Below are 21,429 nucleotides of genomic sequence, written 5' to 3' on the forward strand. Positions count from 1 at the left end.
TAGCAAATTTGTCGAATCCGTGCCATCAAACAACTATAATCCCCCGCTGTACAATTTAAGGAGCACTCCATGTCTGCTTTTACCCCGGCAAGTGAAGTCTTGCTGCGCCACAGTGATGATTTCGAACAAAGCCGTATTCTTTTTGCCGGTGATTTGCAGGATGACCTGCCTGCCCATTTTGAATGCGCCGCCAGCCGTGCGCACACTCAGCAGCTTCACCACTGGCAGGTGCTTAACCGCCAGATGGGTGACAACGTTCGCTTTAGCCTCGTCGCGCAGGCCGATGACGTTGCCGATAGCGATACGCTGATCTACTACTGGCCGAAGAATAAGCCGGAAGCCCAGTTCCAGTTGATGAACATTCTGTCGCTGTTACCGGTGGGCACCGATATTTTTGTTGTTGGTGAGAACCGCAGCGGCGTTCGTAGCGCAGAGCAGATGCTGGCCGAATACGCGCCGCTGAACAAAGTCGACAGCGCGCGTCGCTGTGGCCTGTACCATGGTCGTCTGGAAAAACAGCCGGTCTTTGATGCAGAAAAATACTGGGATGAATACCAGACCGAAAATCTGACCATCAAAACGCTGCCGGGCGTATTCAGCCGTGACGGTCTGGATGTTGGCAGCCAACTGCTGCTCTCCACGCTGACGCCGCACACCAAAGGCAAAGTTCTGGATGTCGGCTGCGGTGCAGGTGTACTCTCCGTCGCCTTAGCCAGCCACTCGCCAAAAGTGCGCTTAACCCTGTGCGATGTTAGTGCCGCCGCCGTTGAAGCCAGCCGCGCAACGCTTGCTGCCAACGGTATTGAAGGAGACGTAATCGCCAGTAACGTCTTTTCTGACGTGACGGGTCGCTTTGATATGATCATCTCCAACCCACCGTTCCACGACGGGATGCAGACCAGCCTCGACGCCGCGCAAACGCTGATTCGCGGCGCAGTGCGCCACCTCAACAGCGGCGGTGAACTGCGTATCGTGGCGAACGCCTTCCTGCCTTATCCGAAGGTACTGGATGAAGTGTTTGGCTTCCACGAAGTTATCGCGCAGACCGGTCGCTTCAAGGTCTATCGCACCATCATGACGCGTCAGGCGAAGAAGTAGAACGGCCATCCCATGCCGGATAAGGTGCCTGCACCGCCATCCGGCAGGGTTTGCTAAATGCGGGGTGGCACTTCGTTTACACGGCCTGCGTTTAGCGCCCATTTTTACATCAATTAAGCGCGTCCTGGGCAATTAACTATTGACGAAAAGTTGAAAACCACTAGAATGCGCCTCCGTGGTAACGATACTTTTTTGAGTGTCGATGGTATGCGAAGGTGGCGGAATTGGTAGACGCGCTAGCTTCAGGTGTTAGTGTCCTTTCGGACGTGGGGGTTCAAGTCCCCCCCCTCGCACCATAATCCACGTTGATATTGCTCGCACTGGGCGAAGGTGGCGGAATTGGTAGACGCGCTAGCTTCAGGTGTTAGTGTCCTTAGGATGTGGGGGTTCGAGTCCCCCCCCTCGCACCAACGAGGCGATATCAAAAAATAAGATGACTGTGCGAAGGTGGCGGAATTGGTAGACGCGCTAGCTTCAGGTGTTAGTGTCCTTAGGATGTGGGGGTTCGAGTCCCCCCCCTCGCACCAATTATCTTATTTCCCTCTTGATTTTCTTCCCTGTTTTGTTCATCCCTGATTCCCGTTCATCATCACCAGAACAATGCCGCCGATCAGCGCCGCACATGAAGGCAACAGGACAAAATGCCGCAAACGCTTGTGGTACAGCATGAGTGAAGTCAACAGTAATCCTAATACAATCATCGCCTTCCATACGTAGACCGACAGGTCGCTAAATGCCATCCCGGCAATCAGTATTCCCGGCAGCAGAACACCCCATCCACTGCCCAGCGTACGTTGCAACATGGTACCACCTATGACATTGATAATGATAACCAATATCATATGATAAATTTTCTCATTTGTCAGCTGGGAGGCACTATCAATTATATGAGTTTTACTTAACGATTGATGACATGAATAATTTAAGGTGATAAATTGCTCGCCGGTTAGCTTTTCAACTAAAAACAATAAAAACCTCTGCGAATGATACCCCGTTCGTTATTTGTTTTATTTACCAACACAGCTTCGTACATTGCAGATAACTAACAATATTTACCTATGACAGTACAATCCTGGCGAGCTCTGCGCACCAAAAAATACCAACTCTCTTTACGATTATTTCTGCTGCTCAACGCAGTCTCCGCACTGTTTACGCTTTTTTTTCCCCTGTTTGCCGTCAAAGCGTTGTCAGTACCGGCATTGCTGATTCTCGTGATGAGTACATTGTTGCTGGCATGGCATAGGAAATATGTGGATAAAAGAATTAATCTTCCTTTTATTTCAATCGTTTTTGGTTTGCTATGGGCATTACATATTTTCCTGAAATATAACGCTCTGGGTCATAATGATTATTATTTTCTATTAATCGCGCTTCTCAGCGTGCTGTTTATTGGTTCTATCGCTTTTGCCAATAATATCATCGCGTTTACGCTTCACTCATTGCCTTCCGTCGCCGTCTGTTTATGGCTGAATGGCAGCGAGCATGGTTTGCGAATTATCTATTTTATGGCGCTGCCCATGGCCGGGATCGCCATCCAGCATGTGATACAAAAGCGCTACGATGGCTTCGCCCAGCAGCTGATGTATAAACTGCTGGAAGAACGGGAGACCCTGAACGGGCTCAGCATGCTCGACCCGCTAACCGGTTTGTACAATCGTCGGGGGCTGCAACACCGACTCGATACGCTGTTGGCCTTGAGCAACGCGAAGCACTACGTCTTGCTGCTGGATATCGACCACTTCAAAGCCTATAACGATCACTACGGTCATATGATGGGAGATCAGGCGCTGATCCGCGTCTCTGCCGCGATTCGTGACTCCGTGCGCTCCCGGGACGTGGTGGCGCGCTTTGGTGGGGAAGAGTTTATGGTTTTGCTGACCGCGGTCGATCCCCAGCAGGCCCAGGCTGCCGCCGAACGTATTCGCCAGAAGGTGTACGACCTTAAAATTCCTCACATGTTTAACGAGAGCGTGGCAACCAACGTAACCGTGAGTATTGGTATTGCGCCTCTGGTCGAGCAGGATATTGATGCCGCTGTTGCCCGAGCGGATAAAGCCCTTTATGAGGCCAAGAGCCTTGGGCGCAACAGTACGCTGGTCTGCGATGACCTGCGGGTAAACTGCCCTTCTGCCTGAGCTATCTGTGCGGTGTGGCCCGGGATGGCGACAAAGATCTTGCCATCGCTCAATGTCAATTATAGGATTAGCAATCATTATCATTAAGATTAACATCCTTATATCGACATGGCTTATCGTTCCGCACCGATCGTTGAAGATGTCATCTGGCGTAGCCCTCTGCCTGCAAAGATGCCCTCGCTGGCTGCTGCCGTACGCGCAACGATAGCCAACACCCGTGAGCACCTGCTGGACTTCATTCGTCTTGACGAAACGCCCGTGCCAGGTGCGATGACGCTACATGAATGGACGCAATCAACGACGCTAAGTTCATTGCTGGCTGTCTATTCAGACCATATTTATCGCAATCAGCCCACGCTGCCACGCGAAAATAAGCCGCTGATATCTCTCTGGGCGCAGTGGTATATCGGCCTGATGATGCCTCCGCTCATGGTGGCCCTGCTGACGCAAAAAGAGGCCATCGATGTCTCTCCTGAACACATGCACGTAGAATTCCACGAAACAGGCCGTGCTGCCTGCTTCTGGATCGACGTGCATCAGGATCACCAGGTCACGGCCCAGTCTCCTCAGCAACGCATGGAAACGCTGATTCTCTCGGCGCTGACGCCGGTTGTGCAGGCGCTGGAAGCGACAGGCGAGATCAATGCGAAGCTTATCTGGAGCAACACCGGATATTTAATTCACTGGTATTTAACGGAAATGAAGCCGTTATTAGGTGAAGAACTGCTGACCACACTGCGCCAGACCTGTTTTTTTGAGAAGCAACTCTCCTGCGGTCAGGATAATCCCCTGTGGCGTACCGTTGTTCCGCGCGAGGGACTGTTAGTGCGCAGAACCTGCTGCCAGCGCTATCGCCTGCCCGATGTCCAGCAATGCGGTGACTGCACGCTGAAGTAAGCGAGGAGCCGTAGCCCCTCGCCCGTCAGTTATGCAACCTGCTGATTTTCTTCTTCTATACGCTGTGCTTCTTCTTTTTCCTGCGCTAATAGCTGCTTTTCGTAAACCTTAAAGAATGGGAAGTAGATGACGGCAGACACCAGTGCCAGCAGGACAACCAGAATGGCCGCACGATAATCCCAGCCTAACGCCCATGCCGCGCCAACCGGTGCCGGGGCCGTCCAGGGAACCACTGAAATCACCCGCCCAATTAAATCCAGCTTCATCGCCGCCCAGGCCAGCACTGCGTTCACCATCGGGGCCAGCAGGAAGGGAATAAAGAACACTGGGTTCATGACAATCGGCGTACCGAAAATCACCGGTTCGTTAATATTAAAAATGCTCGGGACAATGCTCAAACGCCCGATCGATCGTAGATGTGCCGAACGGCTACGCAGATAGCAAATCACCAGCCCCATCGTCGCGCCGGAACCTCCAACCACAATAAAGAACGTCCAGAACGCTTCCATAAAGATATGCGGTAAAGGCGCGCCCTGCGCCAGCGCCGACTGGTTCATCCCGAGATTGGTGAGCCAGAACATTTGCAGCATTCCCGACACAATTGCCGCGCCATGAATACCCGCAAACCACAGCAGATGGCCGATCAGCACCGCCAGCAGTATCGCTGGCAGAGAATCCGCTGCAGACACCAGTGGTTTAAAGATGGCCATGATGGCCTGCGGGATCAGCATGTCAAACTGCGACTGAATCACCAGACTCAGCGGGTACAGCGTCAGTACCACCACCAGCACAGGGATCAGCAGATCGAAGGAGTTTTTGATCATCGGCGGCACCTGATCGGGTAAACGAATGCCGATGTTGTGCGCCTTCAGGAAGCGCATCATTTCAACGCAGTAAATAGCCACCAGGATGGCAGTGAAAATCCCCGTACCGCCCAGGCTATCAACCGGCATAGTGCCTTTGGTTTTCGGTGCAGCAATCAGCAAAAAAGCCATGATCGATAGCATCGCGCACATGAAGGGATCTAGCTGATGTGACTTCACATAGTGCTTGCCCAGGTTATAAGCGATAGCCGCACATATGTAGACTGACATGATCCCCATCGTCATATCAAACGGTGTGAGGATTTGGCCTTCAAACTGTTTCGCCATATCCAGCCACGCACGTGCAAACCCCCAGGTGGTATCCGGAGAGAAAGGTGGATAGGCGAAAACCAGCAGAAACGAGCCTACGATCATAAAGGGCATCGCCGAAATAAACCCATCACGGATAGCCATCACATGACGTTGTGAAGAGATGCGCCCGGCAACAGGGCTGACGTAATTTTCAACGAAGCGGAAAATCACATTAAATACAGCATGATTAGTAGACATAGCCGTTCTCCCGTTGTGCAAAACCCTGCAACCGTGCTGGTATCAACACCACCACGTAAAGCCCATTACTACTTTTCGCAACCGTGCCGGGAGGAACGCCAGCGCTACTGCATTTTGAGTTCAGTTTCATAGATGGCTCTTATTATGTAATACAGAGGAAGTGACAACTTCAGTATTAATCGCCATTTGAGCATTCTGCAACCGGTTACTGTAACCGGTTTCTTTGATTGTGAAGACGATCGAAAAACTGCCAATGTTGCCATGTTGTTACATTAAAATATTTACAGCGAGCTTGCCCCTATGACAAATTACGCCATGCGGTTTTCTGCTGGATGGAGCTGCCTGTAGGCGATTTGGAGAGAAGAATGAGTTTGCAATCAGTACGCCAATTTTTAGCGCAATATGCACCAGATATTGAGATTATCGAATTAGATCAGAGCACAGCTACCGTCGATCTGGCAGCGAAAGCCCATAACGTCGAACCAGGCCAGATCGCGAAAACGCTTTCGCTTAAGGTCAAGAACGACATTATTCTGGTCGTCGCCAAAGGTGATGCCCGACTGGATAACAAAAAGCTAAAGAGCACTTTCGGTGCCAAAGCCCGTATGTTGAGTAGCGATGAAGTAGTGAACGCGACGGGCCATCCCGTTGGCGGTGTTTGCCCTTTCGGACTGGAAACGCCGATTTCGGTATACTGCGACGTTTCGTTGAAGCATTACGCTGAAGTGCTTCCCGCCGCAGGCGCCATCCACAGCGCCGTTCGTATCACGCCAGAAAGGATGGCTGAGCTGACTTCCGCCACCTGGGTGGATGTGTGTCAGGGATGATTCACGTTCCGTGCCGATAACGAAACCCGGCACGAAACGATCTAACATTACCCGCTAAGAAGCCGCCTGTAGAAAAGGTGCAGGTTCACCTGCACGCAGGTACAGCAGGATATCTGCAGCATCCAGCAGTCCGGCATCTGAGCTCACGCCCAGCTTGGACATCACATTAAATTTATGTGCCCGAATGGTTTTAATATTCCGCTCTAACTGAGCAGCGATCTGCGGCATTGAATAGCCATTCGACATAAAGCGCAGTATTTCTCGTTCTGTTGGACTGAGCATACGGCTTTGATTGATATACCAATGGTTTTTAGAACCTTCGGTTCCCCGGTTGGGGCCGTTCAATACCGTAAATAACGCGTCCTGCAGTAGCGTTAATGAAGAAGATTTGCTCACAACGCCATCTAACGGCAACGGTGACAAAGAGCCGATTAATCGCGCTTCAGCGTCATCATCAGCAATAACCACCCGGCGAATACGCGGAAAATTTACAGCCAGTTCCGTCAGATAAGCTAACCCGGCCCTGCGATCGGTTCTGATTGCAGAGAGGGAGAAAATAACCGCCGAAAACGACGTTTTTAACATAACCTGACTAAATGCAGGCTGGCTCGAAAAGATATGTAGTTCGTATTGGTTATCCGGCATGGTATTAAACAGGCTCTTAATACCGACGCTACTCATCGCGCACTTCTCTACCAGCGCAACGTTTCTTTTGATGCTTCGGCTTTCCATTCCGTGGTTTCTCCATAAACTGAAGGTAAATTCAATTCTCGCGATCCTTGAGAACTGTTTATCCAGGCGTACATTTCTGCATTGCTATGTATCGACAAGCGACGCATAGCACTGTTCTTTTGGGCGCTGATCGTTTTATTGCTTTTCTTCAGCAATGTCGCAATCTGATTAATTCCCCAACCTTTTCCCAGGAGTCTCAGCACTTTCCTCTCCGAGAGGGTAAGTACAATTGAGCGGGCGCTATGGTCTGCTAATTCTGGCATCACGGGCGGAGAAAGCAGCGACTTGCTAATTCTCTCGGCTCGGCTATTTCCTGCGTGAATAACATTCACCAAACTTTCAATCGTCTCGGCATCAGATAACAGCGAACTGACAGGGCACATCAGCAATTCAATGGCCAGCGGATAAAAAACACGAGAAACGAGAAATACCCAGTGAATATCGCGGTATTGAGATAATAAAGAATAATACTGTTCGCAGACTGAACGTGGATGATTACAGTCTCCGGATAAATCAGCAATCACCAAATCGGCACAACGCAGCTGCAGCAACGTCAATTCTTCGACGGAGCGGCAGTAGGTAAGTTCATAATCAGCGAACTGCCCCTGCATTACACCTTTAAGTCCGGTTTGTACGATCGGTAATTTACTAATAATAATTGCGTTTTTGCAGCGTCCTGGCAACATATCTCCTCCACACTCACCAGTCCGTATTCGCACTTATTAAAAATCCCCTGATAAATTAAAAGTATTAATTAACAGGAAATCCTAAACAATAGACGAGGTGAATTGTTTATCCTTGGCTTTTATTTATAAACAAAGTTATACCGCTACAATCCCAGTAGCATCAAACTATTGAACCATCATGCCAATAATTACTCATGAATACACTCTTTGTACAATTAAAAGAACTACAATAGATCGTTAGCGTTGCTTACGTATTTTCCATCCTGATAAATAATATTACATTTTCATAAGCGCTGTCTTTATTGATAAGCAAGTGAGGTGTGCAAACGCATCAGACGTACGATCTGCATCTTTTTTCGACGCAAAGATTGATCTTAGCCAGAGCCAACAGGATCATGCTTCATGATAAAAAGAAGACATCCGCCACGCAAAGAGATCCTTTTCAGTCAGAGCGAGTCATGCAAACAGAGCAGTCGTCACAGCGAACGGTTACACGGTTATGTATTCAATGCGGTCTTTTTTTACTTCAGCATGGGGCAGAAAGTGCGCTGGTTGACGAGCTATCCACCCGCCTCGGGCTGGCGCTTGGCATGGATAGCGTAGAAAGCGCTATCTCCTCTAACGCCATCGTCCTGACCACCATTAAAGACGGGCAGTGCCTGACTTCAACGCGAAAAAATCAGGATCGCGGAATTAACATGCACGTCGTGACGGAGGTGCAGCACATCGTTATTCTGGCGGAACACAAACTGCTGGATGTTAAAGGCGTTGAGAAACGCTTTAGCCAGATTAAACCGCTGCGCTATCCAAGATGGTTGGTCGCCTTTATGGTCGGCTTGTCCTGCGCCTGCTTTTGTAAACTCAATAATGGCGGATGGGATGGCGCGGTGATCACCTTTTTCGCCAGTATGGTGGCGATGTATATTCGCCAGATTCTGGCGTCCCGGCATTTGCACCCGCAAATCAACTTCTGCATTACTGCGTTTGTGGCAACCTCGATTTCTGGTCTGCTGCTGACGTTGCCGACGTTTAACCACACTCCAACCATCGCCATGGCCGCCAGCGTGCTGCTGTTGGTTCCGGGTTTTCCGTTGATCAACTCCGTCGCGGATATGTTTAAGGGACACATTAATACTGGGCTCGCTCGCTGGGCTATTGCCAGTCTGCTGACGCTGGCGACCTGCATTGGCGTAGTCATGTCGATGACCTTATGGGGGCTGCGCGGATGGGCGTGATCGATTTCATTTTGGCGCTAATGCAGGACATGATCCTGTCGGCGATTCCGGCGCTTGGTTTTGCCATGGTATTTAACGTACCACATCGGGCGCTCCCCTGGTGCGCGTTACTCGGCGCACTCGGCCACGGTTCACGAATGGTGATGATGAGCGCTGGATTTAATATCGAATGGTCAACTTTTATGGCGTCGCTACTGGTGGGCTGCATTGGGATCCAGTGGTCACGCTGGTATCTGGCGCATCCGAAAGTCTTCACCGTTGCGGCAGTAATCCCCATGTTCCCTGGGATCTCGGCCTATACCGCCATGATCTCGGCGGTAAAAATCGGCCATTTTGGTTACAGCGAAGCGCTGATGATCACGCTGTTGACCAATTTCCTGAAAGCCTCATCGATTGTCGGAGCGCTCTCTATCGGGCTATCCGTACCGGGATTATGGCTGTATCGCAAACGCCCGCGTGTTTAGCGGCACGCTTTGTTAGCTCCTCGCAGAGAGGGGAATCGCCCCCTCATCTGCTGCTCTCCTTCTTCTCTGTGTTACTATAAAAGCAGTCCCCTTCTCGGTTGTTGTTCAGTATTGAGAAACATTATGCCCAGCAAAATTTTGACGCCGGACGTCACTAGCATTGACGCCTTACTACACGATCACCACACGGTGCTGGCCAGGTCTGCGGGCGGCGCCGTAGCCGTATTCGCCAATAACGCGCCAGCATTTTACGCGGTGACGCCTGCACGACTGGCCGAGTTGTTAGCGCTTGAAGAGAAGCTGTCACGCCCGGGAAGCGATGTGACGCTGGATGCACAATTTTATGAAGAGCCGCAAACCGCTCCTGTTGTCGTGCCAATGGGGAAATTTGCGATGTACGCTGACTGGCAGCCCGATGCCGACTTTCAGCGCCAGGCCGCCCTGTGGGGCGTGGCGTTAAGAGAACCGGTCACCGCCGAGGAACTGGCCTCATTTGTCGCCTACTGGCAGGCCGAAGGCAAAGTCTTTCACCATATTCAGTGGCAGCAAAAACTGGCACGCAGCATCCAGATTGGCCGGGCCAGCAATGGCGGAATGCCGAAGCGCGATGTGAACAGTGTCAGCGAGCCTGACAACCATATTCCACCGGGTTTTAGAGGATAACGATGAAAAACGTTGGCGACCTGATGAAACGTCTGCAAAAAATGATGCCGGCTAATGTCGAGCCAGCCTTTAAAACGGGCGAGGAGCTGCTGGCATGGCAAAAAGAGCAAGGTGAAATTCGCGCCGCAGCGCTGGCCCGTGAAAACCGAGCCATGAAAATGCAGCGCACATTCAACCGTTCCGGTATTCGTCCACTGCATCAGAACTGTTCGTTCGATAACTATCGGGTGGAATGCGAAGGTCAGATGAACGCCCTGAGCAAAGCTCGCCAGTACGTTGAAGAGTTTGACGGCAACATCGCCAGCTTTATTTTCTCTGGCAAGCCCGGCACCGGCAAAAACCATCTGGCCGCTGCTATCTGCAACGAACTGCTGCTGCGCGGCAAGTCGGTGCTGATTATCACCGTTGCGGACATTATGTCAGCCATGAAAGATACCTTCAGCAACCGTGAAACCAGCGAAGAACAGCTGCTGAACGATCTCAGCAATGTCGATTTGCTGGTGATCGACGAAATCGGCGTGCAGACCGAATCCCGCTATGAAAAGGTGATCATCAACCAGATCGTCGATCGTCGCTCGTCCTCTAAACGGCCAACCGGTATGCTGACCAACCTGACCATGGATGAAATGAATAAACTTCTCGGCGAACGGGTCATGGATCGTATGCGCTTAGGCAATAGCTTATGGGTAAACTTCAACTGGGAAAGCTACCGTAGTCGGGTAACCGGTAAAGAGTATTAACGTATTAGGACCACTCCTAAGACTGCTGGCGCTATACTGCGCTGAAAAGGCATAACACGAGTTGCATATAATGATGAAAACAACCAAACGTCTGCTGTGCTGTGCGCTTGCCGCCAGCACGCTCATCTCGACCAGCGTTTTCGCCGCCTCCTGGCAGGATTCGCTCTCCAGCGCGGCCAGCGAACTGAGCAAACAAAGCTCCGGCTCGCAGGGCGGCTCGTCACTCTCTTCCCTGACCAGTCTACTGAATGGCAGCAATCAGTCGCTGACCTCCAGCAGCATGAATAACGCCGCCGGGATCCTGGAATATTGCGCGAAACAGAAACTGGCCTCGGTCACCGACATGCAAAACGTCAAAAACCAGGTGCTGGATAAACTGGGCCTCAGTGCTCCGGAGCAGAAACAAGACACCAACTATATGGACGGCATTCAGGGGCTGCTCAACGCCAAAGATGGTCAACAACTGGACCTGAACACAATTGGCAACAGCTCGCTGGCGAAGCAGGTAAAAACCAAGGCCTGCGATCTGGTGTTAAAACAGGGTATGAACTTCATTTCCTGACGCACGACATGCCGCGTATATCCTGCGCGGCATCAACCTGCTCCCCATAAAATTCACACGTCAAATAATCAGTAAATCCCCGCAAAAAACACGCATATCTAAACCAATTCTGAATAACAACGTAATTTAATGTCACTACAATTGCAGCAATGCAACATCGCTATTACATTGTGCTTTCCCCAAATCATTAGCCTGCCAGGCGTTTGCCCGGTTTACTGAGGATCGATCGTTGTCAGAACTCATCTCCATCACTCTGTTTCTCGCTTCAGTGCTGATTTACGCCTGGAAAGCGGGTCGCAATACCTGGTGGTTTGCTGCCACGTTAACGGTGCTGGGGATTTTTATTGTCTTGAATATCACGCTGTATGCCAGTGACTATTTCACCGGCGACGGTATCAATGACGCGGTTCTGTACACGCTGACCAACAGCCTGACCGGCGCGGGAATTGGAAAATATATCTTACCTGGTGTCGGGATTGCGCTGGTCCTGACGACCGTTTTTGTCGCTCTCGGCTGGATTCTGCGCCGCCGTCGCCATCATCCGCATCATGTGGGTTACAGTCTGCTGGCCCTGCTGCTGGCGCTGGCCTCCGTAGATGCCAGCCCGGCGTTTCACCAGATAACCGAACTGGTAAAGTCGCAGTCGCGCGATGGCGATCCGGATTTCCCAACCTATTATAAAGAGCCGTCAAAAACGATTCCCAACCCGAAGCTGAATCTGGTTTATATCTATGGCGAAAGCCTCGAGCGCACCTATTTTAACAACGACGCGTTCCCGGATCTGACCCCGGAACTCGGTGCGTTGAAAAACGAAGGTCTGGATTTCAGCAATACCATGCAACTGCCGGGTACCGATTACACCATCGCTGGCATGGTCGCCTCCCAGTGCGGTATTCCGCTGTTTGCGCCGTTTGAAGGCAACGCCTCGGCGTCGGTCTCCAGCTTCTTCCCCAACAATATCTGTCTGGGCGATATCCTGAAAAACTCCGGCTATCAAAACTACTTTGTGCAGGGAGCCAACCTGCGCTTTGCCGGCAAAGACGTGTTCCTGAAATCTCACGGGTTTGATCATCTGTACGGTGCGGAAGAGTTAAAAAGCGTGGTTGCGGACCCGGCCTATCGCAACGACTGGGGCTTCTACGACGATACCGTGCTGGATGAAGCGTGGAAAAAATTCGAAGAGCTTTCACGTTCGGGCCAGCGCTTTTCACTATTTACGCTGACCGTGGATACCCATCATCCAGATGGATTTATCTCACGTAGCTGCAACCGTAAACGTTATGACATCGACGGGAAGGCCAACCAATCCTTCAGCGCGGTCAGCTGCAGCCAGGAAAACATTGCCGAATTTATCAATAAGATCAAAGCCTCACCGTGGTTCAAAGATACCGTTATCGTGGTTTCTTCCGATCATCTGGCGATGAACAACACCGCATGGAAGTATCTGAACAAGCAGGATCGCAACAACCTGTTCTTCGTGCTGCGCGGCGACCAGCCACAGCAGGACACGCTGGCGGTGAAGCGTAACACGATGGATAACGGGGCAACGGTACTGGATATTCTCGGTGGCGATAACTTTATCGGTCTTGGCCGCAGCAGTTTGTCGAGCGAATCCGTGTCTGAAGTGTTCCTGAACATCAAAGAAAAAATGCTGGCGTGGAAGCCCGATATCATCCGCCTGTGGAATTTCCCGAAAGAGATGAAAGAGTTCACCGTCGACCAGGACAAAAACATGATCTCTTTCTCCGGCAGCCATTTCCGCCTGCCGTTGTTGCTGCGCGTATCGGACAAACGCGTCGAGCCGCTGCCGGAAAGCGAATACTCGGCCCCGCTGCGCTTCCAACTGGCAGATTTCGCGCCGCGAGATAACTTTGTCTGGGTTGATCGCTGCTACAAAATGGCGCAGCTATGGGCCCCGGAGCTGGCGCTCTCCACCGACTGGTGCGTATCGCAAGGCCAGTTAGGCGGACAGCAAATCGTGCAGCACGTCGACAAAGCCATATGGAAAAGTAAAACCGTGTTTAAAGACACGGTGATCGACATGGAGCGCTACAAAGGTAACGTTGATACGCTGAAAATTGTCGATAACGACATTCGCTACAAAGCCGACAGCTTCGTCTTCAACGTGGCGGGCGCGCCGGAAGAGGTTAAACAGTTTAGCGGCATATCACGCCCCGAATCCTGGGGGCGCTGGTCCAATGCGCAGCTCAGCAAAGAGGTGACCATCGAGTACAAGGCCCCGCTGCCGAAGAAATTCGATCTGGTCATCACCGCGAAAGCCTTCGGCGACAATGCCAATCGTCCTATTCCCGTGCGCGTTGGCCACGAGGAACAGACGCTGGTGTTAGGCCATGATGTCACTACCACTACCTTGCATTTTGATAACCCGGCAGATGCCGATACGCTGGTGATTGTCCCACCCGATCCGGTCGCCACCAACGAGGGCAATATTCTCGGCCACTCGCCGCGTAAGCTGGGGATCGGGATGGTTGAAATCAAAGTGGTCGCTCAGGGCTCGTAACATGAAATGGCTGATGGCGCTTCGCTTATCAGTCTTACAGCTAGCCGCATTTATTGTCTGAAAAAAAAACAGCGCCCAACACCACACCGGGCGCTGCATGGCAACCTTATTCCAGACTTTTCACTGCCTGGCGCATACCCTGCACCAGAATCATTTCCAGGTTTGCCGTCACCTGCCCGGCAAGCCCGGGCAGCAACGTCAAATCTTCACCCCAGTGCGCCGCATCGCCGAGCACAGTATCCACCAGTTCACGCAGCGTTAAATCACAGCCAACTCGCGGCCACAGACTGGCATACAGGCTAACCCACTGCTCATCATCCTGTATCGGATAGCGTTCTCCCTCCCGCTCTGCGCGATAAAACGCCAGCAGCGCCGCGAGGGCGAACGTTAACCGCACGGGCCAGCGCCCATTTTGCTGGCCCGCCAGCAGTTGCGGCAAAATTCGGGTACGGAATTTGGTCATCCCGTTAAGCGCAATGGAAAGCAACTGGTGACGAATGTAGGGGTTTTGAAAACGCCCGCTCACCGCGTCGGCAAATTCACGCAGTTCATCCGCCGGGAGATCCAATACCGGTATAATTTCCTCGCTAATCGCCCGCTCGACAAAGTGACGGACATCGGCATCCTGCATCGCTTCGCCGACGGTCTCCAGACCACACAGCCAGGCCACCGGCACCAACGCCGTATGCGCGCCATTGAGAATGGCGACCTTACGCTCTTTGTACGGTTTAATATCGCTCACTACCCGAATGTTCAGCGGGCACCGCGCCAGATTCAGCTCCTCGGCCAGCCACTGCGGCCCCTGAATCACAAACAGGTAAAAATGCTCCGCGGTATCGAGAAACGCATCGTGATAGCCAAGCGTAGCCTCCAGCGCGGCGGCTTCTTCTCGCGGGTAGCCGGTGACAATGCGGTCGACCAGCGTGGAACAGAAGGTGTTTGCCGTCGCCACCCAGTCGGCAAACGCCGGGGGAAGCTGCCACTCCTGTGCATACCGCAGTACCAGCGTTTTGAGCGCCTCACCGTTATAGTCGATAAGCTCGCACGGGATAATGACCCAGCCCTTATCCACTGCGCCCTCAAAATGATTAAAACGTTCCAGCAGCAGACGCGTCAGTTTAGCCGGAAAGCTTACCGGCGGCACATCATCGACCCGGTCTGCCGCGTGATAGCTAATTCCGGCTTCGGTGGTATTTGAAAACACAAAGCGAATATCCGCATTGTGGGCCAGCGCCAGATACGCCGCGAAGTCCTGATACGGATTGATTTCGTTATTCACCGAACGGATCAGCCGCGCCTCGCTCACCGCTTCGCCCTGCGCGTTTAGCCCGCGAATAAGCGTGGTATACAGCCCGTCCTGGGTATTCAGCGACGGTGGAAAATCGCTATTGATCGGGCGAACGATGGTCACGCCAGCGTTCAAAAAGGTTTGCTCGTTGAGGATATCCAGTTGCCAGTCGACAAACGCCCGCAGGAAATTCCCTTCACCAAACTGGATCACGCGCGTTGGGTAACTGGTTCCCGGAAAATCACGTCGATTCAATGTCTTCATCGCATTTCCCCTCTCAGAACGTGATCACGCCTTTAATCAGCTCACGGTTGTTAATCACATCCCGTTCGTAGATTTCTGCCAGTGTGGCAAACGCGTAACGGTGCGTGAGCATCATGTCGGCGGTCAGTTTGCCTTCCGACATCAGGCGGCCCACCTTGGCGAAATCTTCCGGTGTGGCGTTGCGACTGCCCATCATGGTGGTCTCTTTTTTGTGGAACTCCGGATCGGAGAACTGCAAATCGCCTTTGAATAGCCCAACGAAAACAATGCTGCCGCCATGGCGAATCAAATTCACCGTGTTGTTCATCGCATGCTGATTGCCCGTGGCATCAATGACCTTTTGCGCCAGCGAACCACCAAACTGGTCACGCAGTTGCGCATCAAAATCTTCAGCAGACGGATCGATAACCGGGAGCCCCAACCGGGAAACCACATGCTCCCGGCGAGCCGGACTGGTATCGGCGACCACCACCTGTGCGCCATCGGCTTTGGCAATCGCCGCCGCGCCCAGACCAATCGGACCGGCACCGACCACCAGCACCTGCTCACCCGGAGCCACTGCCGCCCGGCGTACCGCATGCGCGCTAATGGCATAAGGCTCAATCAGCGCCGCCGCCTGCGGATCAATTCCCTGCGCATCCAACAGGTTGGTGACCGGTACGGACAGGTATTCGCTGAAGCCGCCATCCTGATGCACGCCAATCACCGAAATCTTCTCGCAGCAGTTAGTGCGCCCGCTCAGACAGGCCGGACACTGCTGGCAGGCCACGTAAGGAATAACCGCCACCTGCTGACCATTTTTCAGATTCTGTATATTTTTGCCCAGCCCGACAATTTCCCCACATATTTCATGACCCAGTACACGTGGATAGCTGAAAAATGGCTGATTGCCACCCCAGGCATGAATATCGGTACCGCAAATCCCGACTGATTTAATTTTTATTAATGCTTCACCCTCACCCGGAATAGGTATTTCACGCTCTTTCCAGACTAATTTTTTAGGTTCCTGGCAAATCAACGTATTCATCGTAGACATGATTCTGCTCTCCTGTTTTTTTGTTGCCTCAGATATCAACGAAAATAAAAAAGCCGGAGAAAGCAGAAACACAATCTGTGAATCCCAGCGCATAAAAATGTTTTAAATCGGGTTTTAATACGCAAAAAGGAGAAGCCATGAGCCGTTCACAGAACTTACGCCACAATGTGATTAACCAGATAATCGATGATATGGCGCGTGGTCATATCCCTTCCCCCCTCCCGTCGCAAAGCGCGCTGGCGGAGATGTACAACATCAGCCGCACCACCGTGCGCCATATGCTGAGCCACTTAGGCGAGTGCGGCGTGCTGACCCAGGTCGGCAGCCACTATGTCATCGTACGTAAACCCGACCATGACGACGGTTTTGCCTGTACAACCGCCTCCATGACTGAGCAAAACCGGATTTTTGAGCAGGCTTTTTTCACCATGATCAACCAGCGTCAGCTACGCGCAGGGGAGAGTTTCTCCGAACTACAGCTTGCCAGAGCTGCGGGGGTCAGCCCGGTGGTGGTGAGAGAATATCTTTTAAAATTCGAACGTTACAATCTGATCAAAAACGAAAAACGCGGCCATTGGAGCATGAAGCAGTTCGATCAGGCCTATGCGGAACAGCTGTTTGAACTCAGAGAGATGCTGGAAACCCATTCCCTGCAGCATTTTCTCAATCTGCCCGACGATGACCCGCGCTGGTTGCAGGCTAAAACACTGCTTGAGCGCCACCGGGTCCTGCGCGACAGCATCGGCAGCAGCTTTCGTATGTTCTCGCAGTTAGACCGTGAGTTTCATGCTTTACTGCTCTCCGCAGCAGATAATATATTTTTTAATCAATCACTTGAAATCATCTCCGTGATTTTCCATTTTCATTATCAGTGGGATGAAAGCGACCTCAAGCAGCGCAATATCATTGCCATTGATGAGCATATGACCATCCTCAGCGCACTGATTTGCCGCAGCGACCTGGATGCCACCCTGGCGCTCTGTAACCATTTGAATTCAGCCAAACAATCGATGATTCGCTCCATCAACCAAAGCCATAGCGCCGCTCATTAAGTACCGATAAAAAACAGCAAACCATTACCGGGAGCACGATTTTATAAAAATAAAAACGCCGGAAAAATACCGCTTGCCTATGCTCACGCTAAGTCGACTGCATTAAAAACTTTTGTGAGCGGTGATGAGCAAATTGATTCATCACTGGTATTTTTCAATACTGCACAGCCCGGCTGTGTGAAAATAAATTATTGAGGTTCAGGAGTCCGGCGTGGAAAAAAATAATATTACCCTCGACCCGAGTTCTTCGTTTGGCACGTCGTCATCTGCGGATATTAACGTTCCGCCTGAGGGCATGGTGCAACGCAGTAGCCGAATAAAACGTATTCAGACCACAGCAATGATTTTATTATTTTTTGCTGCGGTGATTAATTATCTCGACCGCAGTTCACTGTCGGTCGCCAACTTAACGATTCGTGAAGAACTGGGGCTGAGCGCCACGCAAATCGGCGTACTGCTGTCAGTGTTTTCTCTCGCTTACGGTATTGCACAGCTGCCCTGCGGCCCGCTGCTGGATCGCAAAGGTCCGCGCATTATGCTGGGGCTGGGGATGTTCTTCTGGTCGCTGTTTCAGGCGATGTCTGGCATGGTTCACAGCTTCACTCAGTTTGTTCTCGTGCGTATCGGGATGGGGATCGGCGAAGCGCCCATGAACCCGTGCGGCGTAAAGGTCATCAACGACTGGTTTAACATCAAAGAGCGCGGTCGCCCAATGGGGTTATTCAACGCCGCTTCCACCATCGGTGTTGCCATTAGCCCGCCGATTCTGGCTGCCATGATGCTGGTGATGGGCTGGCGTTGGATGTTTATTACCATCGGCGTGCTGGGTATTTTCCTCGCCATCGGCTGGTACATGTTGTATCGCAACCGCGAGCAGATTGCGCTGAGCGCTACTGAACAAGCGTATCTGAACGCCGGTAGCGTCAATGCCCGCCGCGATCCGCTGAGCTTTGCCGAATGGCGCAGCCTGTTCCGCAACCGCACTATGTGGGGCATGATGCTGGGCTTTAGCGGCATCAACTACACCGCGTGGTTATATCTGGCGTGGCTGCCAGGCTACCTGCAAACCTCCTACAACCTGGATTTAAAAAGCACCGGATTAATGGCGGCGATCCCATTCCTGTTTGGCGCAGCCGGCATGTTAATTAACGGTTTTGTCACCGACTGGCTGGTGAAAGGCGGTATGGCACCGATTAAGAGCCGTAAGATTTGTATTATCGCCGGGATGTTCTGTTCTGCGGCCTTCACTTTCATCGTGCCGCAGGCCACAACGTCGATGGCCGCCGTCTTACTGATCGGTATGGCGCTGTTCTGTATCCACTTCGCCGGCACCTCGTGCTGGGGCCTGATCCACGTAGCCGTCGCCTCACGCATGACCGCCTCCGTGGGCAGTATCCAGAACTTTGCCAGCTTTATCTGCGCGTCGTTTGCACCAATCGTCACCGGATTTATTGTTGATACCACCAACTCTTTCCGTCTGGCGCTGATCATTTGTGGCTGCGTCACCATGGTGGGAGCCCTCGCCTACATCTTCCTGGTGCGCCAACCCATCAGCGATCCGCGTAAAGATTAATCCTCATGATGCCCGATAACACCGCGCTTATCGGGCATGTTATGCTCGACAAATGAACATCACCTTACGCTCCACCACTCTGGCAGAAACTGCCGCTCTTCCCGCCATCGAACGATCTGCGGGGCAACGTTTTTTACTCATCCCCGAACTGGCGTGGATTGCTGACGACCAGATTATATCGGTTGACCAGCATCGGGCATTTGCCGCTGCTGGCATGAGCTGGCTGGCGCAGGTCGACGAGCATCCGGTCGGTTTTTTAGTTGCCGAAACGCTGGGGTCATCGCTGTTTATTGCTGAACTTTCATTGCATCTGGAGTGGCAGGGAAAAGGTATTGGTCGCAGATTGATTGGCTATGTTGCCGAACAGGCGCGCGAGAAAGGTTATACATCGCTCACGCTGACCACCTTCCGTGATGTGCCGTGGAATGCGCCATTGTACGCTCGACTGGGGTTCGAAATGCTGGCTGACGAGACGCTTCCTGCACTGCTGCGCCAGAAAAGAGAAGACGAAGCGGCGCACGGGCAGACGTACGAACTACGCTGCGCCATGCGCCTGATGCTGCGTTAATTGCCCGCGGGCGACTACGCCTTATCGGGCATTACCAACTTAGAACGTTTCCCAGTTATCCCCGGCATCCGTTACCGCAGCTTTTCGCGGCTGGACCGTTGAAACCGGTTTAGCGGCAGCAACGTCACGCGCGCGCTGTTGGTCATGCTGAATACGGAACACGGCAACGGCCTGGGTCAGGCGGCTGGCCTGCTCTTCCAGCGCCGCAGCGGCGGCGGCGGATTCTTCCACCAGCGAGGCGTTCTGCTGTGTCACACGATCCATCTCAGCAACGGCCAGACCGACCTGGTCGATACCGCGGCTCTGTTCATCAGAAGCAGAGGCGATTTCACCCATGATATCGGTCACGCGGGTTACCGCATTGACGATCTCATCCATGGTTTCACCAGCGCTTTCTACCAGCGTTGAACCCACATCCACACGGCTGACCGAGTCTTCAATCAGGCTCTTGATCTCGCGCGCGGCCTGCGCACTACGCTGGGCCAGGTTACGAACTTCACCCGCAACCACTGCAAAACCACGGCCCTGCTCGCCCGCACGCGCAGCTTCTACCGCGGCGTTGAGCGCCAGAATGTTGGTCTGGAAGGCAATGCCGTCGATGACGCTGATAATGTCGGCGATTTTCTGCGAACTGGAAGCGATGTCGCGCATGGTTTGCACCACGTTATCCACCACTTTGCCGCCTTTTTGCGCGGTTTCAGAAGCGCTTAGGGCCAGATGGCTGGCCTGACGCGCGTTTTCGGCGTTCTGCTTCACGGTCGCCGTCAGCTGTTCCATGCTGGCTGCGGTTTCTTCCAGAGATGCAGCCTGCTGCTCGGTACGCGAGGAGAGATCGTTGTTGCCCATCGCAATCTCGCTGGCCCCGCTGTAAATCGCGTTGGCACCGTTACGCACATCACCCACGGTGTTCATCAGCTCACCCTGCATGTGACGCAGACTTTCCGCCAGTTGGCCAATCTCGTTGGAACCTTCCACCTCAATACGCTTCACCAGGTCGCCGCTGGCGATATGACGAATGCTGTCGATCAGACGGTTCATTGGGGAGATAAGAGTCAGTTTGATGCCGAACCAGACTGCAATAATTGCCGCCAGTACGGTAATCAGCACACAGACCAGTACCCACATCGCCTGACTGTAAGAGCTGTTGTTATCTGCTACCGCAATGTCATACAGGCGATCGTTCTGCTGCATGTAGTTGATGTATGTCTTCTCAAAACCATCCTGATAGCTCTGCGTGGGTTGATCAAAGAACGCGTTGATCTTCCCGTCTCCCAGTAACTGGATCAGCTCCGCCAGCGCGCCGTGATAGATGTCATAGGTGCGGTTGATCTCCTGGAACGCGGCTTCACTTTGACGCGGATCGCGCGGGAGCGACTCGTAAATCGCCCAGTTTTTTTCCGTCAGTTTCAGCGCCGTGCTGGCTACCTGCATCAGCTCAGCCACGGTCGCACCGCTGCCGATATTGCTCTGATCCATCATGTAGCGAATACCCGCCCGGTTCAGGGTATTACGCGTTTGCAGCAGCTCAACCCAGGTGGCGTTCAGCGCAGACTGCTGCTGGCGAATGGTTTGCAGAACGGTAAAGTTCTCTTTGTCATTCTTAAGTGAGTTAAAAAACAAGCCGCCGGAGGCGAGCTGTAAAAGACCAAATAGCGCCAATACCAGCAGTAAGCTGGTAACAATCTTCATTCGTTTTAACATGTTTTCTCTTTCCG

Annotated in this window: 20 protein-coding genes and 3 tRNA genes; 16 read left to right on the forward strand and 7 right to left on the reverse strand. The window is 52.4% G+C overall.

The genetic code is table 11. From position 1 onward, the window contains the following. Positions 1-69: 69 nt before the first annotated feature. The 4 genes from rsmC to OGV93_RS15140 all read left to right on the forward strand — a co-directional run bounded on the left by rsmC (position 70) and on the right by OGV93_RS15140 (position 1,625). On the forward strand, positions 70-1,098 hold the full coding sequence (gene rsmC / locus OGV93_RS15125) for a 16S rRNA (guanine(1207)-N(2))-methyltransferase RsmC (protein ID WP_016151599.1): 1,029 nt from the start codon (positions 70-72) through the stop codon (positions 1,096-1,098). Positions 1,099-1,307: 209 nt separating this feature from the next. Beyond that, positions 1,308-1,394: transfer RNA gene (locus OGV93_RS15130), tRNA-Leu, on the forward strand. 28 nt (positions 1,395-1,422) lie between these two features. Continuing rightward, positions 1,423-1,508, forward strand: a tRNA-Leu gene (locus OGV93_RS15135). A gap of 31 nt (positions 1,509-1,539) precedes the next feature. Continuing rightward, positions 1,540-1,625, forward strand: a tRNA-Leu gene (locus OGV93_RS15140). A gap of 39 nt (positions 1,626-1,664) precedes the next feature. Here OGV93_RS15140 and OGV93_RS15145 read toward each other — a convergent pair. After that, complete coding sequence (locus OGV93_RS15145) at positions 1,665-1,940, reverse strand: DUF1435 domain-containing protein (RefSeq protein ID WP_019078313.1); 276 nt, start codon at positions 1,938-1,940, stop codon at positions 1,665-1,667. A gap of 216 nt (positions 1,941-2,156) precedes the next feature. On the opposite strand from OGV93_RS15145, the gene OGV93_RS15150 reads away from it, so the two are divergent. Both OGV93_RS15150 and fhuF read left to right on the forward strand, forming a co-directional pair. Continuing rightward, on the forward strand, positions 2,157-3,233 hold the full coding sequence (locus tag OGV93_RS15150) for a GGDEF domain-containing protein (RefSeq protein ID WP_287109662.1): 1,077 nt from the start codon (positions 2,157-2,159) through the stop codon (positions 3,231-3,233). A 108-nt stretch (positions 3,234-3,341) separates the two neighbouring features. Next, positions 3,342-4,130: a siderophore-iron reductase FhuF gene (gene fhuF, locus OGV93_RS15155; protein ID WP_047414505.1), complete on the forward strand. Its 789-nt coding sequence runs from the start codon at positions 3,342-3,344 to the stop codon at positions 4,128-4,130. Between the two features lie 29 nt (positions 4,131-4,159). On the opposite strand, the gene OGV93_RS15160 is transcribed toward fhuF, so the two are convergent. Then, the gene (locus OGV93_RS15160) at positions 4,160-5,503 is read right to left on the reverse strand and encodes a PTS sugar transporter subunit IIC (RefSeq protein WP_094760803.1); all 1,344 of its coding nucleotides are present in this window, start codon (positions 5,501-5,503) and stop codon (positions 4,160-4,162) included. A 365-nt stretch (positions 5,504-5,868) separates the two neighbouring features. On the opposite strand from OGV93_RS15160, the gene OGV93_RS15165 reads away from it, so the two are divergent. Further along, the gene (locus OGV93_RS15165) at positions 5,869-6,330 is read left to right on the forward strand and encodes a YbaK/EbsC family protein (RefSeq protein ID WP_016151593.1); all 462 of its coding nucleotides are present in this window, start codon (positions 5,869-5,871) and stop codon (positions 6,328-6,330) included. 54 nt (positions 6,331-6,384) lie between these two features. Here OGV93_RS15165 and bglJ read toward each other — a convergent pair whose 3' ends face one another. Then, on the reverse strand, positions 6,385-7,062 hold the full coding sequence (bglJ, locus tag OGV93_RS15170) for a DNA-binding transcriptional activator BglJ (RefSeq protein WP_287109664.1): 678 nt from the start codon (positions 7,060-7,062) through the stop codon (positions 6,385-6,387). Then, the gene (locus OGV93_RS15175) at positions 7,023-7,748 is read right to left on the reverse strand and encodes a helix-turn-helix transcriptional regulator (protein WP_016151591.1); all 726 of its coding nucleotides are present in this window, start codon (positions 7,746-7,748) and stop codon (positions 7,023-7,025) included. The genes bglJ and OGV93_RS15175 overlap by 40 nt, the downstream gene beginning before the upstream one ends. A gap of 458 nt (positions 7,749-8,206) precedes the next feature. Here OGV93_RS15175 and OGV93_RS15180 point away from each other — a divergent pair, with 458 nt between their 5' ends. The 6 genes from OGV93_RS15180 (at position 8,207) to opgB (ending at position 13,933) form a co-directional block, all read left to right on the forward strand. Further along, positions 8,207-8,983 carry a threonine/serine exporter family protein gene (locus OGV93_RS15180; protein WP_016155624.1) on the forward strand — a complete coding sequence of 259 codons (777 nt, stop codon included), beginning with the start codon at positions 8,207-8,209 and terminating at the stop codon, positions 8,981-8,983. Continuing rightward, positions 8,974-9,447 carry a threonine/serine exporter gene (locus OGV93_RS15185; RefSeq protein WP_016151589.1) on the forward strand — a complete coding sequence of 158 codons (474 nt, stop codon included), beginning with the start codon at positions 8,974-8,976 and terminating at the stop codon, positions 9,445-9,447. The genes OGV93_RS15180 and OGV93_RS15185 overlap by 10 nt, the downstream gene beginning before the upstream one ends. Positions 9,448-9,570: 123 nt before the next feature. Further along, positions 9,571-10,110 carry a primosomal protein DnaT gene (gene dnaT / locus OGV93_RS15190; protein ID WP_016151588.1) on the forward strand — a complete coding sequence of 180 codons (540 nt, stop codon included), beginning with the start codon at positions 9,571-9,573 and terminating at the stop codon, positions 10,108-10,110. Between the two features lie 2 nt (positions 10,111-10,112). Beyond that, positions 10,113-10,850 carry a replicative helicase loader DnaC gene (gene dnaC, locus OGV93_RS15195; RefSeq protein WP_101700348.1) on the forward strand — a complete coding sequence of 246 codons (738 nt, stop codon included), beginning with the start codon at positions 10,113-10,115 and terminating at the stop codon, positions 10,848-10,850. A 70-nt stretch (positions 10,851-10,920) separates the two neighbouring features. Then, positions 10,921-11,412, forward strand: a complete 492-nt coding sequence (locus OGV93_RS15200; RefSeq protein ID WP_287109666.1) for a YjjA family protein — start codon at positions 10,921-10,923, stop codon at positions 11,410-11,412. Positions 11,413-11,641: 229 nt separating this feature from the next. After that, on the forward strand, positions 11,642-13,933 hold the full coding sequence (gene opgB, locus OGV93_RS15205) for a phosphatidylglycerol--membrane-oligosaccharide glycerophosphotransferase (RefSeq protein WP_287109668.1): 2,292 nt from the start codon (positions 11,642-11,644) through the stop codon (positions 13,931-13,933). 106 nt (positions 13,934-14,039) lie between these two features. Here opgB and OGV93_RS15210 read toward each other — a convergent pair whose 3' ends face one another. Together OGV93_RS15210 and OGV93_RS15215 are read right to left on the reverse strand one after the other, a co-directional pair. After that, complete coding sequence (locus OGV93_RS15210; protein WP_200084280.1) at positions 14,040-15,485, reverse strand: tagaturonate reductase; 1,446 nt, start codon at positions 15,483-15,485, stop codon at positions 14,040-14,042. A gap of 13 nt (positions 15,486-15,498) precedes the next feature. Next, positions 15,499-16,521 carry a zinc-binding alcohol dehydrogenase family protein gene (locus OGV93_RS15215; RefSeq protein ID WP_019078308.1) on the reverse strand — a complete coding sequence of 341 codons (1,023 nt, stop codon included), beginning with the start codon at positions 16,519-16,521 and terminating at the stop codon, positions 15,499-15,501. Between the two features lie 137 nt (positions 16,522-16,658). On the opposite strand from OGV93_RS15215, the gene OGV93_RS15220 reads away from it, so the two are divergent. The 3 genes from OGV93_RS15220 to OGV93_RS15230 all read left to right on the forward strand — a co-directional run bounded on the left by OGV93_RS15220 (position 16,659) and on the right by OGV93_RS15230 (position 19,714). Beyond that, the gene (locus tag OGV93_RS15220) at positions 16,659-17,573 is read left to right on the forward strand and encodes a GntR family transcriptional regulator (protein WP_016151582.1); all 915 of its coding nucleotides are present in this window, start codon (positions 16,659-16,661) and stop codon (positions 17,571-17,573) included. Positions 17,574-17,784: 211 nt separating this feature from the next. Next, on the forward strand, positions 17,785-19,146 hold the full coding sequence (locus tag OGV93_RS15225; RefSeq protein ID WP_016155619.1) for an MFS transporter: 1,362 nt from the start codon (positions 17,785-17,787) through the stop codon (positions 19,144-19,146). A 52-nt stretch (positions 19,147-19,198) separates the two neighbouring features. Then, positions 19,199-19,714 (forward strand): GNAT family N-acetyltransferase, encoded by a 516-nt coding sequence (locus tag OGV93_RS15230; protein ID WP_047358387.1) that lies wholly within the window; start codon positions 19,199-19,201, stop codon positions 19,712-19,714. Between the two features lie 39 nt (positions 19,715-19,753). Here OGV93_RS15230 and tsr read toward each other — a convergent pair whose 3' ends face one another. Next, the gene (gene tsr, locus OGV93_RS15235) at positions 19,754-21,415 is read right to left on the reverse strand and encodes a methyl-accepting chemotaxis protein (RefSeq protein WP_016155617.1); all 1,662 of its coding nucleotides are present in this window, start codon (positions 21,413-21,415) and stop codon (positions 19,754-19,756) included. Between the last annotated feature and the right edge of the window lie 14 nt (positions 21,416-21,429).

Origin of the sequence: Citrobacter sp. Cb031 (assembly GCF_030336725.1) — a bacterium.
Classification (GTDB): Bacteria; Pseudomonadota; Gammaproteobacteria; order Enterobacterales; family Enterobacteriaceae; genus Citrobacter; species Citrobacter braakii.